Origin of the sequence: Microbacterium sp. cx-55, from assembly GCF_021117345.1 — a bacterium.
GTDB lineage: Bacteria > Actinomycetota > Actinomycetes > Actinomycetales > Microbacteriaceae > Microbacterium.
This window is the reverse complement of record NZ_CP088261.1, coordinates 226,977-243,441: the sequence shown is the minus strand read 5'-3', so window position 1 is coordinate 243,441 and position 16,465 is coordinate 226,977. Positions and strand designations below refer to the sequence as shown.

General features: G+C 70.8%; 12 protein-coding genes. 7 read left to right on the top strand and 5 right to left on the bottom strand.

What is annotated here, in order from left to right; genetic code table 11:
- Window positions 1-118: 118 nt before the first annotated feature.
- Window positions 119-1,819: an AMP-binding protein gene (locus LQ938_RS01110; protein ID WP_223722227.1), complete on the bottom strand. Its 1,701-nt coding sequence runs from the start codon at window positions 1,817-1,819 to the stop codon at window positions 119-121.
- 270 nt (window positions 1,820-2,089) lie between these two features.
- Here LQ938_RS01110 and LQ938_RS01105 point away from each other — a divergent pair, with 270 nt between their 5' ends.
- Entirely contained in the window at window positions 2,090-3,190 is a 1,101-nt protein-coding gene (locus LQ938_RS01105; RefSeq protein ID WP_223722226.1) for a polysaccharide deacetylase family protein, read from the top strand.
- Between the two features lie 35 nt (window positions 3,191-3,225).
- Here the strand turns inward: LQ938_RS01105 and LQ938_RS01100 are convergent, their stop codons facing one another.
- On the bottom strand, window positions 3,226-4,374 hold the full coding sequence (locus LQ938_RS01100) for a glycosyltransferase (protein ID WP_223722225.1): 1,149 nt from the start codon (window positions 4,372-4,374) through the stop codon (window positions 3,226-3,228).
- A 165-nt stretch (window positions 4,375-4,539) separates the two neighbouring features.
- Between LQ938_RS01100 and LQ938_RS01095 the strand changes: the two genes are divergently transcribed.
- From LQ938_RS01095 to LQ938_RS01085, 3 genes are all read left to right on the top strand, one after another.
- Entirely contained in the window at window positions 4,540-4,800 is a 261-nt protein-coding gene (locus LQ938_RS01095) for a glutaredoxin family protein (protein ID WP_223722224.1), read from the top strand.
- 113 nt (window positions 4,801-4,913) lie between these two features.
- Complete coding sequence (locus LQ938_RS01090) at window positions 4,914-7,388, top strand: acyltransferase family protein (protein WP_223722223.1); 2,475 nt, start codon at window positions 4,914-4,916, stop codon at window positions 7,386-7,388.
- A gap of 78 nt (window positions 7,389-7,466) precedes the next feature.
- Window positions 7,467-9,197 carry an aldehyde dehydrogenase family protein gene (locus LQ938_RS01085; protein ID WP_223722222.1) on the top strand — a complete coding sequence of 577 codons (1,731 nt, stop codon included), beginning with the start codon at window positions 7,467-7,469 and terminating at the stop codon, window positions 9,195-9,197.
- A 57-nt stretch (window positions 9,198-9,254) separates the two neighbouring features.
- On the opposite strand, the gene pip is transcribed toward LQ938_RS01085, so the two are convergent.
- On the bottom strand, window positions 9,255-10,229 hold the full coding sequence (pip, locus tag LQ938_RS01080; protein WP_223722221.1) for a prolyl aminopeptidase: 975 nt from the start codon (window positions 10,227-10,229) through the stop codon (window positions 9,255-9,257).
- Window positions 10,230-10,303: 74 nt separating this feature from the next.
- Here pip and LQ938_RS01075 point away from each other — a divergent pair, with 74 nt between their 5' ends.
- The 3 genes from LQ938_RS01075 to LQ938_RS01065 all read left to right on the top strand — a co-directional run bounded on the left by LQ938_RS01075 (window position 10,304) and on the right by LQ938_RS01065 (window position 13,617).
- Window positions 10,304-11,320, top strand: a complete 1,017-nt coding sequence (locus LQ938_RS01075; protein ID WP_223722220.1) for a malate dehydrogenase — start codon at window positions 10,304-10,306, stop codon at window positions 11,318-11,320.
- A gap of 1 nt (window position 11,321) precedes the next feature.
- Window positions 11,322-13,046 (top strand): cation:proton antiporter, encoded by a 1,725-nt coding sequence (locus tag LQ938_RS01070; RefSeq protein ID WP_223722219.1) that lies wholly within the window; start codon window positions 11,322-11,324, stop codon window positions 13,044-13,046.
- Window positions 13,047-13,110: 64 nt separating this feature from the next.
- Window positions 13,111-13,617: a recombinase family protein gene (locus tag LQ938_RS01065; protein WP_223722218.1), complete on the top strand. Its 507-nt coding sequence runs from the start codon at window positions 13,111-13,113 to the stop codon at window positions 13,615-13,617.
- 96 nt (window positions 13,618-13,713) lie between these two features.
- Here LQ938_RS01065 and LQ938_RS01060 read toward each other — a convergent pair whose 3' ends face one another.
- Window positions 13,714-14,292: a DNA-3-methyladenine glycosylase I gene (locus LQ938_RS01060; RefSeq protein WP_374197472.1), complete on the bottom strand. Its 579-nt coding sequence runs from the start codon at window positions 14,290-14,292 to the stop codon at window positions 13,714-13,716.
- Between the two features lie 52 nt (window positions 14,293-14,344).
- Complete coding sequence (locus LQ938_RS01055) at window positions 14,345-16,450, bottom strand: acyl-CoA dehydrogenase family protein (RefSeq protein WP_223722216.1); 2,106 nt, start codon at window positions 16,448-16,450, stop codon at window positions 14,345-14,347.
- Between the last annotated feature and the right edge of the window lie 15 nt (window positions 16,451-16,465).

Here is a 16,465-nt window from a genome sequence, read left to right as displayed (position 1 = left end):
CGGGGTGAAGGGGGTGTCGACGACGCCCCGGCACGATCACGCGGGAGGCGGCAACAGGATGGCGACAATGCGCCGCGACGTCATTTTACGGGCGCGCATCCGGCGGGGTGGCCTCGCGTCAGCCCTTCAGACCCGGGAAGTCCGACTCGCGGAACTCGCTCTCGATCCGTTCGCCGGCGTGCGCGATCTCGCGTTCGCGGAGTTCGACGCGACGGATCTTGCCCGAGATCGTCTTCGGTAACTCGAAGAACTCGACCCGCCGCACCCGCATGTACGGCGGCAGGTGCTCGCGCGCGTGCGCCAGGATGCTGCGCGCGGTCTCCGCATCCGCCGGCGCCCCGGCCGCGAGGTGCACGTACGCCTTCACGATGTTCAACCGCAGCTCGTCGGGCGCACCCACCACGCCGGCCTCGGCGACCGCCGGGTGCTCGAGCAGGATCGATTCCACCTCGAACGGCGACACCTTGTAATCGCTCGCCTTGAACACGTCGTCGGTGCGGCCGATGAACGTGAGGAAGCCGTTCTCGTCGCGGGAGGCGACATCGCTCGTGTGGTAGAAACCGTCGTACTCGACCAGCGCAGTGCGCTCGGCGTCGCCGATGTAGCCGGGCATGAGGTTCAGCGGACGCACCGGATGCGTCGGCAGGCAGATCTCACCCTCGTCCGCGATCTCGCCGGTGACCGGGTCGAGCAGCACGACGTCGACCCCGGGCAGCGCCCGCCCCATCGACCCGGGCTTCAGCGCGACGCCCGGGGTGTTGCCGACGACCGCGGTCAGTTCGGTCTGCCCGTAGCCGTCGCGGATCTGGATGCCCCACCAGCGCTCGATCGTCGCGATGACCTCGGGGTTCAGCGGCTCGCCGGCCGAGAGCAGTTCGCGGAGCCCGCGGGGGCGCTGCTCCAGATCGGCCTGGATCAGCATCCGCCATACCGTCGGCGGCGCGCAGAACGAGTTCACGCCGGCACGATCGAGCTGGGCGACGAGGGCGCCGGCATCGAACCGGCCGTAGTTGTAGACGAAGATCGTGGCCTCGGCGATCCACGGGGCGAAAAACAGGCTCCACGCGTGCTTGCCCCAGCCGGGTGCACTGATCGTCATGTGCACGTCTCCCGGCCGCACACCGATCCAGTACGTCGTGCTGAGGTGGCCCACGGGGTACGAGAGGTGGGTGTGCTCGACCATCTTCGGCCGCGACGTCGTGCCGGAGGTGAAGTACACGATCGAGGTGTCGGTCGAGTCGCCGACGATGCCGGGTGCCGCGTCGGATGCGGCGTCCGCATCCGTGAACGACACCCATCCCGCTCGTGACGCCCCGACCACGATGCGCACCAGGTCGAGGTCGAAGCCGTCGAACTTCGCCGCGTCGTCCTGGTCGGCGATCACGACGCGGATGCCGGCGCGATCGATGCGCTCCGCCAGGTCGTCGGGACCGAGCACCACCGACGTCGGCAGGATCACGGCGCCGATCTTCATGATCCCGAGCATCGCCTCCCACAGCTCGACGCGGTTGTCGATCATCAGCATCACGCGGTCGCCCCGCCCGACACCCTGCGCGATCAACCAGTTCGCCACCCGGTTCGAGCGGCGGCGCATCTCGTCGAACGTGCGCGACGCCTCGCTGCCGTCCTCCTCGACGACGCGCAGGGCGACGCGATCGTTCCCCTCGGCGATGCCGTCGAACCAGTCGACCGCCCAGTTGAAGTGCGGCCCCACGTCGGGCCACGAGAACGCGTCGCGCGCGGCCTCCACGTCGTGCGAGTGGGCGAGCAGGGTGTCCCGCGCCTCGCGGTAGGCGAGACCGGCGGCGGAGTGCGGCATGGTGTCTTCGTTCGTTGGTTCGTGACGGATGCGGCGGCCGAGGGAGTGCGCCAGAGCGCCCCGATGGTCAGCAGCCCAGTCTACGACCGGGGTCGGCGGGCTCCGGATGTCGCACCCCAGCCGCGTCACCCGACGCCGCTACACTCTGACCGTCGCGGGGTCGTCGCCTCGCACGGGGGAGGGCGCCGAGCGCCCATGTAGGGGGAAACGACGATGGTGGCTCGACGGCGCACATATACCCGACCGCCACGTCGACGGAGGGCCTTCCGGGTGTTCGTCGCCGTGCTGATCCCGGTCGTCGTGGTCGCCGCCGGCGTCGCCGCCACCCTCACGTTCCTCCGCGGGTTCACGCCCGCATCCGCCGCCCCGTACCCCGCGGTGACGCTCAGCGCGACACCCGCGCCGACCCCGAGCGCGACGCCACTCACCGCCGCGCAGCAACTGCTCCGCACCGCCGCCGATCCGCGCGCGTGCGCCGTGAGCTTCGCGGGCGACGGCATCGCGGAGGCCCCGCAGCTGCAGACCGAGGGCGCCCTCTACGCCCACCTGCCGATCCCCCGCCGCGACGGCGCGGTGTTCGCGGGGTGGTACGCGACGCCGAGTGACGCCGCGTCCTACAGCGTCGGGGCGCGCATCAACGGCGCCGACCTCGTCACCTGCGCCGACCACGAGACCACGGTGCACGCCGCGTGGAAGTCACCCGACGACGTCGCCGCCGAGAACGTCGGCGTGCCGATCCTGATGTACCACCAGTTCACGACGAAGCCCGAGGGCGAGTCCGGCTGGTTGAAAGCCAACTACACCTACATCGGCGACTTCGAGTCGCACATCCATTACCTCGCGGAGAGCGGCTTCTACCTTCCGACCTGGGACGAACTGAGCGCCTTCATCGACGGGGCGCTGTACATCCCCCGGCTGTCGGCGATCGTCACCGACGATGACGCCGACTCGAGCTGGCTCGAACTCGCCGCCCCGATCGTGCAGAACTATCGCGTGCCGACCACGTCGTTCGTGATCACCTCGGCCCGCACCGAGCCCACGCCCAACATGTACGTGCTGCAGCGCTCACACACCCACGACATGCACACCGCGGGCGAGAACGGGCAGGGCCGGATGGTGAACTGGACCGTCGATCAGATCGCCGCCGACATGGAGACCTCCGCGGCGATCCTCGGTGCGAAAGAGGTCATGGCCTACCCCTACGGCCACTACAACGACACCGCGAAAGAGGCACTGCGCCGCGCGGGGTTCGAGATGGCGCGCACGGTCGAGCCCGGCTACGTACGCGCCGGCACCGACAAGCTCGCCCTGCCCACCATCCGCATCAACTACGGAATGGACCTCGACGACTTCCGGAACCTGGTCGGCTGAGGACCGGGATCAGGCTCGTCGCCGGACGACCGGGCTCAGAGCTCGCCGGGAGAGACGGCCTGGCGGTCGAGTTCTTCGACCAGCGCGCGGGCCGGCGACGTCTTCCGAGCGCCGGCGCGACGGGGCGCGTAGACGACGAGCGAGTGGAAGAGGAATCGCAGGACGAACGCGGCGACGAGGGTGATGCCGGTCGCGATGACGACCGAGATGTGCCAGTTCGAGATGATCAGCGTCGTGATCGGGATGCGGACGATCAGTTCGGCGTTGTTGAACGCGAACGATTTCGCGAATCGCGACACGATGCCCGACGCATCCGCCTTGACGTCCTGGAAGACGAACCGCTCCTGCAGCAGGAAGTTCGCGATGATCGTGATCTCGGCGGCGACGAGCATCGAGCTGATGTCGCCCATGCCGACGTGCGCGAGCACCCAGACGATGGCGAGGTTCGCGATCGCGCCGAGCCCGCCGATGATCGCGAACATCGACATCTTGCCGAAGCGCAGAGCGGTGAGCTGGGCGAGGAAGTGCAGACCCTGACGGAACGACGCCTTCGACGCGCCCGCGTGCCGGTCGGCGAACGAGAACGGCACCTCGACGACGCGGACGGGATGACGGGCCAGGATCTCGAGGAGGATCTTGAAGCCGCGCGGGCGCAGCTCTTCGAGGTCGAGAGCGCGGCGGTCGACGAGGAAGAACCCGGTCATCGGGTCGCTCACCTCTTTCAAGCGCAGCGGGAACATGGCCTTCGTGAGGTAGGTCGAGGCGCGCGAGACCAGCACGCGCGACGCGTCGGAAAGCCCGGTCGCGGCGCCCTCCTCGGCGTACCGCGACGCGACGACGAGATCGACGTCGCCGCGACGGAAGCGCGTGACGAGGTTCGCGATGGTCTCGGGCGGATGCTGCAGGTCGCCGTCCATGACGACGCAGATGTCGGAGTCGGCCGCGGCGATCCCCGCGGTCACCGCGCCACCGAGCCCGCCGACCGGGTTGTCGCGGTGGATGAGACGCACCGGGACCGGAGCGGTCGCAGCGACCTGCTCGATCACCCGGGGGGTGTCATCGGTGCTGTCGTCCACGAAGAGGATGTCGACCGTGTATCCGTGAGCGGATGCGGCGACCCGACGAACCAGCTCCGCCACATTGGGAGCTTCATTGAACGTCGGCACGACGACCGTGACCTGCATACGAACCGCCTTGGGGAAAAACAGAAACGACCACCCGGATCAGGAGATCGTCTTCATCCTGACATGCCGACCTGATCGAAAACCGGGGGCTGGGCATCCGCACAGGAAGTCGCTAAGGAGACCGTCACGACCCGGACACCTGATGTTCACTCTTACCCTGGTTTCATGAGCGAAACATCGTCCGGGATCACCATGTTCGGCGCTGCCTGGTGCAGCGACTGCCGCCGCACGAAGGCGCAGCTCGACGGCCTCGGCGTCGAGTACACCTACATCGACCTCGAAGCCGACCCCGCGGCCGCTGACGTCGCGCGCGACATCTCCGGGCGCACCCAGATCCCCGTCGTCGTCTACCCGGACTCCTCGCACCACGTCGAGCCCTCGAACGCCGACGTCGACGCGAAGCTCCGCGAGCTCTCGCTGATCTGAGTCGCTCTCCCCGCGCTGCGAGAGGCAACGATAGGGCGCGGGTGCCGTGGTACCGCTCCCAGGCCTACACTGGTCGGCGGTGATGCGTCTCGATCGCGGCGCCGCCCTCCCCTATGAACTCCTCTCCCTCCTCCGCCGCGCCCCCTGTTCGGCGCGATGTTCAGGGACTCCGGGCCATCGCCGTGGTGGCCGTCGTGCTGTGCCACGCGATCGGCTTTCCGGCCGGAGGGTTCGTCGGGGTCGACGTGTTCTTCGTCATCTCCGGCTTCCTGATCACGGGCCTGCTGCTCCGCGAGCAGGAGCGCACCGGCCGCATCCGGCTCCGCGCGTTCGCGGCCCGCCGCATCCGCCGCATCCTGCCCGCGTCGCTTCTCGTGCTGGTCGCCGTGACGACCGCGGCGTTCTTCGTGTTCAACCGCCCCCGCGCCGAGCAGACCCTGGGCGATGCGATCGCGGCCATGCTGCTGTCGTCGAACTGGCGGTTCGCCGCCGACGGCACCGACTACTTCCGGTCGACGGATGCGGTCTCTCCGCTGCAGCACTTCTGGTCACTGTCGGTCGAGGAGCAGTTCTACCTGCTCTGGCCGCTGCTTCTGGTCGCACTCCTGGTGATTCCGCTCGCGCGGCGAACCCCCACCTCGCGGAGGATCACGGTCGGGCTCGCCGCCGCGGTCATCGTCGTCGCCTCCTTCGCGTGGGCTCTGACCGACACGGCGGCCCAGCCGACGGTGGCCTACTTCTCCACCGCGACGCGCGCCTGGGAACTCGGCACGGGCGCGCTCCTCGCCGCGCTGACGCCCGTGCTCGCCCGCGTCCCGGGTCTGCTCCGCGTGCCGCTCGCCTGGGCGGGACTCGCGGGAATCCTGTGGTCGTTCGTCGCGATCGACGCCGACAGCGCGTTTCCGGCGCCGTGGGCCGCCCTGCCCGTCGCCGCCACTGCGCTCGTGATCGCCGCGGGCGTCGCGGGCGACCCTCGGGCCCGGCATCTGTTCCCCCTCAGCAACCCCCTGAGCGTCGCGATCGGCGACCTCTCGTACTCGATCTACCTCTGGCACTTCCCCGTCATCGTCTTCGCGGGAGTTCTGCTGCCCGCGGGCGCCCCGACGACCCCGATCGTCCTGGGCGCGATCGCTGCATTGTCGGTCGCGTCCTATCTCGTCGTGGAGCAGCCGCTCCACCGCTCGCCGTGGCTCCGCGCGTACCCGCGCCCCGCGGGCGCGCCCGATTCGCGCGCCGGTGCGGAGGCCCCGGTTGCGCCCGTCGCATCCGCTGCGCCCGTCGCACCTGCGGCGCCTGTCGCACCTCCGGCGCCCGTAACCCCGCCCGCACGGACGCTGCAGAGTCGGCCCGCCGGCTGGACTCCCGGCGCACGCTACTACCCCGGGGCGCCCGCGCGCCCGGCGGTCGCGCCCCCGGCGGTCGCGTCCCCGGCGGTCGCGTCCCCGGCGGTCGCGTCCCCGAGCGGCCCGCCCGCATCCGAGCTTCTCGCCGTCGGCGCCGCCGCGTCCCACGCAGCATCTCCCTCGGCGACCCCCGAGCCCGGATCGGATGAGCGCCCGACGGCGCCCGACACGCGTCGCGCGGCCTGGTCGGCCTGGCGCGCTCGCTTCGCCGGGCAGGCCGTCCTCGGCGTTGTCGTGCTCGTGATCGGCGCCGGCGTCATCGCCATCACCCTGCAGTCGACGGTCGGAGGCATCCCCACCCTCGGCCCGCTCGCACCGCCCGCGCCTGCCGCCGAGGAGCAGACCGACCCGCTCCCCGCGCTCCAGGACGAACTGGCGGCGGCCGCATCCGCCACCGCCTGGCCCGCCCTCTCCCCCTCGCTCGACGACGTGATCTCGCGTTCATCGAGCGACAACCCCGCCCACGACTGCTTCTCACCCGATGCCGCGTTCGACGCGGCCGGATGCACGTGGGGAAGCACCGATGCCCCTAACCACATGTACCTCGTCGGCGACTCGACCGCGATGGCGTACGCGCCCGCGTTCAAGAAGATCGCCGAGGACAGCGCCGGGGCGTGGCGCATCACGACGATCGGGCTCTACGGATGCCGATTCACCGACGTGCTCGTGCAGAACGACGGCGCCGGGGTCATGGCCGCCTGCCCGCAGCGGAAGACCGACGTGCGCGCGGCGATCGCCGCCGACCCCGCCCAGCTCGTCGTGGTCTCGAACGCCTACACGCTCGGTCGGACGACCGACGGCACCGACCTCTCGGCACCGGCGCTCATCGCGGCGACGCAGGCCGAGATGTCGACCTATGCGATGCCCGGCCGCATCGCGTACCTCGCGCCGCCGCCGCTCGGCGCCGATCTCGGGCAGTGCTACTCACCGCTGTCGAGCCCCGCGAACTGCCTCACCTCCGTCGACACGACGTGGACCGACATGCAGTCAGCAGCCGAGGCGGCGGCGGCCGCATCCGGGGACCATGCCCTCAGTTCGCTCCCGTTCAGCTGCTGGGAGAACGTGTGCCCGGCCTTCGCCGGCACCATCCCCACCAAGTACGACCAGACGCACCTGACGGTCGCGTACGCCGAGCACATCGCCCCCGTCCTGCGTGCGGCTCTCGGCGCGCAGGGTCTGCTCTGATCCGCGGCGCGGCGACGGCGGATCGGTAGGCTGAGCGCACCTCCGAGTCCGCTCGGCGGCCGCCCGAAGGAGAGCGCCGTGACCTCGATCAGCCCTGCCCCATCCGAACTCTCGGATGCCGAGACCGCCGCGCTCGATCTGGCGATCGACGAGCTCGCCACGGGGGCCGACGCGTGGTCGACTCTGCGCCTCGACCAGCGGGCGTCGCTGCTCGACCAGGTGCGGGATGCCGTCGGCGCCGTCGCGGAGGAATGGGCCACGATCGCCGCCGCCTCCAAGGGCCTCGACGCGCGCCATCCGCTGCGCGGCGAGGAGTGGCTCTCGGGCCCGTACGCCGTCCTCAGCGCGCTCGATGGCTATCTGCGCACGCTGCGCACGCTCGCCCGCGGCGCGAGCCCGCTCGACGGCGTGCGCATCGACGCCGCTCCGGACGACCGCATCCGGGCGCACGTCTTTCCGGCGAGCGCGATCGACGCCTTGCTGCTGTCGGGGCACACCGGCGAGGTCTGGTTCCGGCCGGGCGTGGATGCCGGGTCGGCCGCGCGTGCGGCGGGCCTCGGCCAACTCGACCCGGGGGCTCCGGCGGGCGTCGGGCTCGTGCTCGGTGCCGGCAACATCACCGCGATCCCCGTGCTCGATGTGCTGTACGAACTGCTCGCCGAGAACCGGGTCGGGCTGCTGAAGGTCAATCCCACGCAGGACGCCCTCGTACCCGTGTTCGAGCGGGCGCTCGCGCCGCTGATCGACGCCGGCTTCGTACGCATCGTCCGCGGAGGCGGACCGGTCGGCGCGTATTTGACCCGGCATCCGTCGTTCGCGCACGTGCACATCACGGGCTCGGCGACCACGTTCGACGCGATCGTGTGGGGAACGGGGCCGGATGCGGTCGCCCGCCGCGCGTCCGGAGAACCGCTCCTCACCACCCCCATCACGGCCGAGCTCGGCGGGGTCTCGCCGATCATCGTCGTGCCCGGGCCGTGGACCGATGCCGACCTGCGTTTCCAGGCGGAGCACATCGCCACCATGCGGCTGCACAACAGCGGCCACAACTGCATCGCCGGCCAGGTCGTGCTCCTCAGCCGGGACTGGCCGCAGCGCGACGCGTTCCTCCGGGCGTTGGAGACCGCCTACGCCGCTGCTCCCGCGCGCCCCGTCTGGTACCCGCACGCCGCGGAGCGCCTCACCGCCGCGGGTGCCACCTACCCCGGCGCGCAGCAGGCCGGGGGCGGGCGCCTGCTCGTGGAGGTCGCCGCCGGTGACGATCCGCATCCGATCGAGACGACGGAGTACTTCGCGCCCGTGCTGGGCGTCGTCGAGCTGGGTGGTCACGGCGGCGACTTCCTGCGCGCCGCGATCGCGCACGCGAACGAGCGGCTGACCGGCACCCTGGGGGCCAACGTCCTGATCGACCCGGCCACGGAGCGCGACCTCGGCGACGACCTCGACCGGGCGATCGCCGACCTGCGTTACGGCGGCATCGCGATCAACGCTTGGACGGGCGTGGTGTTCGCGACGCCGATCCTGTCCTGGGGCGCTTTCCCCGGAAGCACCCTCGACGACGTGGGCAGCGGCCTCGGGATCGTGCACAACACCCTGCTCCTGGCGGGGGTCGAGCGGTCCGTTCTGCGCGGCCCCTTCCGCCCGTTCCCGCGTTCACTGGGTCGCGGGCGGTTCAGCGTGCTCCCCACGCCCCCGTGGTTCGTGACCTCACGCACCTCGACGGCCGTGAGCGAAGGACTCACCCGCTACCTGATCGGCCGATCGCCGCTGCGCCTCATCGCGACACTGATCCGCGCGATGGGCGCGTGAGCGCGCGGCGGCGCGGGTAGAGCGGGTCCGCCCAGAGAGAGCGGGCACTCCCGCCGGTCAGCCCGCGAAGCGGTCGGTCGCCGCGCGCAGGGCGGCAGCGATCCCGGGCTCGGTCGCCGAGTGCGACGCATCGTCGATCACGGCGAGCTCCGCCTCGGGCCAGGCGCGGTGCAGATCCCATGCCGTCATGATCGGCGTGCAGACGTCGTACCGCCCCTGCACGATCACGGCGGGGATGTGCCGGATGCGGTCGACCTCGTCGATGAGCTGTCCTTCGCGGAACCATCCCGCGTTGACGAAGTAGTGGTTCTCGATCCGCGCGAAGGCGGTGGCGGCATCCGCATCCGTCATCGAGGCGACGAGGTCGGGATCGGGACGCAGCGTCAGCGTCGATGCTTCCCAGCGGGTCCACGCGAGCGCGGCCGGGCGGTGCACGGCCGGATCCGGATCGAACAGCCGCCGGTGATAGGCGTCGATCAAGTGGTTGCGCTCCAGCACGGGGATCGCGGCGAGGTAGTCCTCCCACAGATCGGGGAAGATCGCCGATGCGCCGCCCTCGTAGAACCACTCGAGTTCGTGGCGGCGAAGCGTGAAGATGCCGCGCAGCACGAGTTCGCTGACGACCTCCGGATGCGCCTGCGCGTAGGCGAGGGCGAGCGCGCTGCCCCAGGATCCGCCGAACACCTGCCACGTCGAGATGCCGAGGTTGCGGCGGAGCAGTTCGAGGTCGCCGACCAGGTGCCACGTCGTGTTGAACCGCAGGTCGGCGGCCGGGTCGCTCGCGTGCGGCGTGGACCGCCCGCATCCGCGCTGATCGAACAGCACGATCCGGTAGCGCTCGGGGTCGAAGAAGCGCCGCTGCCAGGGCGAGGTCCCCGCACCCGGCCCGCCGTGGAGGAAGACGACCGGCTTTCCGTCGGGGTTTCCGGACTGCTCCCAGTACACCCGCTGCCCGTCGCCGACGAGCAGCTCGCCCGTGGCGTACGGCTCGATCGGCGGGTACAGCACATCGTCGATCTCGTTCACCGTCATGACTTCACGGTACCGTGCGCCTCCGGATCGCTCGGGAGCGGCGGTGCGGCCGCGTGCGCCATATGCTCGGGCGTATGACGGCTGCGGTCACGACCATCACGATCACCGGCGCCGGGGGGCAGATCGGCTACGCGCTGCTCTTCCGGATCGCTGCGGGCGACATGCTGGGCGCGGATCGGCCCGTGCGCCTGCGGCTGCTCGAGGTGCGTCCCGGCATCCGCTCCGCCGAGGGTGCCGCGCTCGAGCTTCAGGATGGCGCGTTCGAGCTGCTGCACGATGTGGAGATCACGGAAGACCCCGCGGTCGCGTTCGACGGTTGCAACATCGCGCTCCTCGTCGGAGCGCGACCCCGCGGCCCGGGAATGGAGCGCCGCGACCTGCTCGCCGCCAACGCCGGCATCTTCGGGCCCCAGGGCGCCGCGATCGCCGCACACGCGGCCGATGACGTGCGCGCGGTCGTCGTCGGCAACCCCGCGAACACGAATGCGCTGATCGCCTCCGCATCCGCCCCCGGAGTGCCGCCCGAACGCTTCAGCGCCCTCACGCGCCTCGACCACAACCGCGCGGCCGCGCAGCTCGCGGCGACGCTCGACGCCCCCGTCGGAGTCGTGCGCGACGTCGCCATCTGGGGCAACCACTCGGCGACCCAGTTCCCCGACATCTCGCACGCGACCGTCGCGGGCACGCCCGCGCTCCGCGCCCTGGAAGAGCGATTCGGCGGAGCGGATGCGGCCGCGCGCTGGGTGGACGACGAGTTCATCCCGCGGGTCGCGGGGCGCGGCGCCGAGATCATCGAGGTGCGCGGCTCGTCGTCGGTCGCGTCCGCCGCGAACGCGGCCATCACCCACGTGCGCGACGACGTGCTCGGCACGTCCGAGGCCCGCGGCTGGACCTCCGCCGCGGTCGTCTCGCACGGCGAGTACGGCGTGCCCGCGGGGCTGTTCTCCTCGTTCCCCGTCACCTCCGACGGCTCCGGCTACCGCATCGTCGAGGGCCTGACCATCGACGATCGCGCCCGCGCGCGCATCGACGCGTCGACCGCCGAACTCGTCGAAGAACGCGACGCCGTGCACGCGCTCGGGGCTCTCTGAGATGGGAGAACTCGTCGTCGTCATCCTCGGCGTCGTGATCGTCGCGGTCGTGACCGCGCTCGGCCGTCGGCTGAACATCGCCGGCCCGCTGGTGCTCGTCGCGATCGGTCTGCTGCTGGCCGCCCTGCCGTTCGTGCCCGACATCCCCCCGATCGACCCGGAGTGGATCCTGGTCGGGGTGCTGCCGCCCCTGCTCTACTCCTCCGCCGTGCAGCTGCCGGCGATCGAGTTCCGCCGGGACTTCCGCCCCATCGCCGGGCTCTCCGTGCTGCTCGTGGTGGGCAGCGCGGTGCTCCTCGGCATCTTCTTCACCTGGGTCATCCCGGGGCTCAGCCTGCCCGTCGGCATCGCGCTCGGCGCCATCCTGTCGCCGACCGATGCCGTCGCGACCTCGATCGTGAAGCGCGTGGGCATCTCCCCCCGCGTCGTCACCCTGCTCGAGGGCGAGAGCCTCCTCAACGACGCGACGGCGCTGGTGCTGCTGCGCACCGCCACGGTCGCCGTGGCGAGCGGCTTCGCCTTCGCGGATGCCGTCGGCACTTTCGTCTGGGGTGTGCTCATCGCGATCGTGATGGGCGCCGTCGTCGGCTTCGTGAACCTGCGCCTGCGCGCCTGGGTGGCGAACTCCGCCGCGAACACGGCGATCAGCTTCACGGTGCCCTTCATCGCCTACCTGCCGACCGAATACCTGGGCGGATCGGGACTCGTCGCGGCCGTCGTCGCGGGAATCGTCACCGGCCAGGGCGCGGCCCGCTTCTTCACCCCGGATCAGCGCCTGTCGGATGAGATCAACTGGCGCACGATCGAACTCGTGCTCGAGGGCGGCGTCTTCCTCATCATGGGGCTGGAGCTCACCGACGTCGTCTCGAAGAACCTCACCGAGCACGACGGTCTCTGGCACGGAACATGGCTCGCGTTCGCCTCGCTCGGCATCATCCTGCTCGTCCGTGCCGTGTACGTGTCGTTCATCATCTGGCGGCAGGGGCGACGCGCGCGCCGCTACGACGCCGTCGACTTCGACCGCATGAACGAACGTATCGATGACGTCGAGGCGGGGCGCATTCCCCCGCGCGGATCGTCCGACCCCGCCCGGATGACCGCACGCCTCGCCATGGTCCGGCGCCGGATGCAGCGCATGAGCGCCGATCTCGACTACTACCGCGCGTCTCCGCTCGGGTGGAAGCACGGCACCGTGATCGTCTGGGCCGGCATGCGCGGCGTGGTGACCCTCGCGGCCGCGCAGACGCTTCCCGCCAACACCGAGCACCGCCCGCTGCTCATCTTCGTGGCGTTCATGGTGGCGATCATCAGCTTGCTGCTCCAGGGATTCACCCTGCCGGGTCTCGTTCGATTGCTCCGCATCCCGCCCACCGCCGCCGGACCCACTCCGGAAGAGCAGCTGCGCCTCGACGCCGAACTGCGCACCGCGGCGGTGGCCTCGCTCGGCGATCCGGCACTCGTCCGCCGCGACGGCAGCACGTTCTCGCCGCACCTCGTCGACACGGTCGGACTGCGGATGGCGCAACCCCCCGACGACGAATCGACCGCCACCGCGCGCGAGATGCTCGAGCTGCGCCTCGCGCTCATCGAGACCATGCGGAGGCGCCTGATCGAGGTCGGACGCACCGGCACCTTCAGCACGGCGGCGCTCCGCCACGCCCTCGCCGAACTCGACGCCGACCAGCTCAGCCTGGAACTTCGGCTCACCGACGACGACATCGAGTAGGGCGTACCGCGAGGGCCGGCCGCCGAGGGAGAATGGACGCAGTGGGGACGACGAACGGGGCATCATGAGCGACGCGGCCATACCTGATCGGGACGCACCGGACGACGGCGCGCACACGCACGCCGCGCAAGATCCGGCCGTCGAGCACGCGGTGACGAGCCCCCTGCATCTGCCGCATACCGCCGCCGAGTGCCCGAAGTGCTTCACCGAGCTGCAGTCCGATCGCAACTGGTGGCGCGCCCGTCCCGCGGGGTCGCGGCTCGTCGGGCTCGTGGTCAACCGCCCCGACATGCCCTCGGTCGTCGCGCAGCGCGACGAACTCACCCGCTACGGCGTGCCCATCGAAGGATTCCGCCATCCCGCGCCCGACATCCTCGAGGGCTGGGAGGCCCGGCTCGGGCGCCTGATCGGACGCTTGGATGCCGGAGACGTGCTCGTCGTAACGAGCGTGCACGCGCTCGGCCGCGACATCGACGAAGAGACCCGCACGGTGGCCGAACTGCACCGCCGCGGCGTCGTCGTCAAGGTGATCGGCAAGGGCGCCCGGCACCTGTTCGACGCCGGACGCTGACCGGAAACCGGCGGCCGCGCGGGTCGGTCGCACCCGTCCGGCGGTGCGCCGGGTCAGGCATGCACGCCAGGCGTCACGCGGCGTCAGGCGAACGCGTCAGGCGGCGCGCCAGCATCCGACGACATGATCGTCGACCATGCCCGAGGACTGCATCAGCGCGTACATCGTCGTCGGCCCGACGAAGCGGAACCCTCGTCGCCGTAGCTCTTTGCTGAGGGCGACCGACTCGGGTGTCGTCGCGGGAACGTCGGCGAACGTCGCCGGGCGGTCACCGGGAACGGTCGGCGCGAACGACCACATCAGCGCGTCGAACTCGCCCGGGGCCATCTCGTGCACCCGCTGGGCGTTGCCGATGACGGCCTCGATCTTCGCGCGATTGCGCACGATCCCCGCATCCGCCATCAACCGTTCGATGTCGTCGGGGCCGAATCCGGCGACCACGGCCGGCTCGAAGTCGGCGAACACCGCGCGGAAACGGGGGCGCTTGCGCAGAATCGTCAGCCAGCTGAGCCCGGCCTGGAACCCCTCGAGGCTGGCCTTCTCGAACAGCGGCCGGTCGCCGTGGAGCGGGCGACCCCACTCCTCGTCGTGGTAGCGAACGTACTCGGCGTCGGTGCCCGCCCACGCGCAGCGGGCACGCCCGTCGGAGCCGAGGATCACGTCAGTCACCCTCACACGCTAACGGGCGGCGCCGACATCCGGGCCGGATGCGGCGCCGCCCGCGCGGTCACTTCTTCTTGAGCGACTTCTCCGAGACGGGCGCATTGCCCGACGCGGCGAGCGCCGCCATGTAGGCGCGGGCCTCGTCCTGACGTTCCTGCTCGGCACCCGATGCGATGGGCGCGCGCACGTGCTCGGGGGCGAAGCCCCAGCCGTCGACGAGATCCTGCGCGTGCGGCCGCAGCCGCGTGCAGAGGCGCCCGATGTAGCGCGACACCGCCCCGGCCCGCTGCGCCGACAGACGCCCGGACAGGAGATACCAGGCCAGGTGCTTCTCGATGAGCGAGAGACCGAACAGGTCGCGGAGCCAGGTGAGCACCTGCAGCGTGCCGTCGTCGCTGACCCGGTGGATCGCGTCGGTGAACGCCTCCCACTGCAGCAGCTCGCCGTGTGCCCGGGCCGCCTCGATCAGATCGGACTGGTTCTCGTTGAACAGCGCCGCCGCCTCAGCCGGTGACAGCTTGCTCGCCGGGCGCAGACGCGCGGCGACGTCGGCGACCATCGTGTGCACGCGCGTGGTCAGCAACTCCCGCTGCTGCTCCTCGCGGAGGCCGAGCTCCACCGACCGCGCGGTCGACCCGAAATCGGTGACGGATTGCCCCAGCTGTCGCAGACCCGCGTTGTGGAACACCTTGCCGGCGGTCTGACCGACCGCGTAGCGGGCGAGCGCTGCCGTGTCCTTGCCCTTGAACTGTCGGCCGTAGTCGCTCAGCAGCCGCTTTCCGACGAGCTGCAGCAGCACGTTGTTGTCGCCCTCGAACGTCGTGTAGACGTCGAGGTCGTGGTGCAGACCGACGAGCCGGTTCTCGGCGAGGAACCCGGAGCCTCCGCACGCTTCGCGCGCCTCCTGGATCGTGTCGAGCGCGTTCCACGTGCTGAGGGGCTTCAGCGCGGCCGCGAGGGTCTCGAGGTCTTCGCGCTCCGCGTCGGTGTCGCTGCGGCCGGAGAAGACACCATCGAACTTCTTCAGGAACTCGTCGTGCGCGAACGCCTGCGCGTACGCCGTGGCGAGCCTCGGCAGCAGTCGACGCTGGTGCCGGCCGTAGTCGAGGAGCACGACCTCGGACGTGCCCGAGCCGGAGTCGAACTGGCGGCGCTGGTTGCCGTACGTCACCGCGATGTAGAGGGCGAGGGCGGATGCGGTCGTCGCCGAACCGTCGAGCGACACCCGGCCCTGCACCAGCGCGCCGAGCATCGTGAAGAAGCGACGGCCGGGGCTGTCGATCTCGCTCGAGTAGCTGCCATCGGGGGCGACGTCGCCGTAACGGTTGAGCAGGTTCTCGCGCGGAACCCGCACGTGATCGAAGTGGAGACGGCCGTTGTCGATGCCGTTGAGGCCACCCTTGACGCCGTCGTCTTCGCCGCCGACGCCGTCGAGGAACGCACCGCTCTCGTCACGGATCGGCACGAAGAAGCAGTGCACGCCGTAATTCACGCCGCCCGTGATGAGCTGCGCGAACACGGTGGCCGCGCGGCCGTGCAGGGCCGCGTTGCCGAGGTAATCCTTCCAGGCACCGCGGAACGGCGTGTGGATGACGAACTCCTCGGTCTCGGCGTCGTAGGTCGCCGTGGTTCCGACCGCCGCCACATCCGAGCCGTGGCCGGTCTCGGTCATCGCGAACGCACCCGGAAGAGCGAGCGACGCCGCATCCCCCAGCCACTTGTCGTGGTGCTTCTTGGTGCCCAGCTGCAGGATGGCGGAGCCGAAGAGCCCCCACTGCACGCCGGCCTTGATCTGCAGGCTCGGATCGGCGAGCACGAGCTCCTCGAAGCCGGCGATGTTGGCCCCGTTGTCACCCAGTCCGCCGTACTCGGGTGGGTAGGAACGGGCCGCGGCGCCCGCGTCGACGATGAGGCGCAGCTGGCCGAGCACGCGTTCGCGCTGCTCGGCCACGGTCTGACCCTCGATGTTCCAGAACGCGGGGTCCTTGATCATCTCGCGCGCCTCGCGGCGCGTGTCGGCCCAGGTGCCCAGCAGCAGATCGGTGACCTCGGCCACGTTGATCCGGGGCTCGGCGGCCTCGGCGGCGGAGTGCGGCGCGGTCGGCGCTCCTCCGGCCGGAGTGCGGCGGCTGGTGGCGGGCTTTTCGGTTCGGACGACGGCGTCAACCATGGCATCACCCTTCGT

Bases quoted from the DNA above. Each gene is read 5' to 3' on its own strand.
- LQ938_RS01090 (WP_223722223.1), top strand. From the start codon at position 4,914: ATGAACTCCTCTCCCTCCTCCGCCGCGCCCCCTGTTCGGCGCGATGTT.
- LQ938_RS01075 (WP_223722220.1), top strand. From the start codon at position 10,304: ATGACGGCTGCGGTCACGACCATCACGATCACCGGCGCCGGGGGGCAG.
- LQ938_RS01110 (WP_223722227.1), bottom strand. From the start codon at position 1,819: ATGCCGCACTCCGCCGCCGGTCTCGCCTACCGCGAGGCGCGGGACACC.
- LQ938_RS01070 (WP_223722219.1), top strand. From the start codon at position 11,322: ATGGGAGAACTCGTCGTCGTCATCCTCGGCGTCGTGATCGTCGCGGTC.
- pip (WP_223722221.1), bottom strand. From the start codon at position 10,229: ATGACGGTGAACGAGATCGACGATGTGCTGTACCCGCCGATCGAGCCG.
- LQ938_RS01055 (WP_223722216.1), bottom strand. From the start codon at position 16,450: ATGGTTGACGCCGTCGTCCGAACCGAAAAGCCCGCCACCAGCCGCCGC.
- LQ938_RS01095 (WP_223722224.1), top strand. From the start codon at position 4,540: ATGAGCGAAACATCGTCCGGGATCACCATGTTCGGCGCTGCCTGGTGC.
- LQ938_RS01065 (WP_223722218.1), top strand. From the start codon at position 13,111: ATGAGCGACGCGGCCATACCTGATCGGGACGCACCGGACGACGGCGCG.
- LQ938_RS01100 (WP_223722225.1), bottom strand. From the start codon at position 4,374: ATGCAGGTCACGGTCGTCGTGCCGACGTTCAATGAAGCTCCCAATGTG.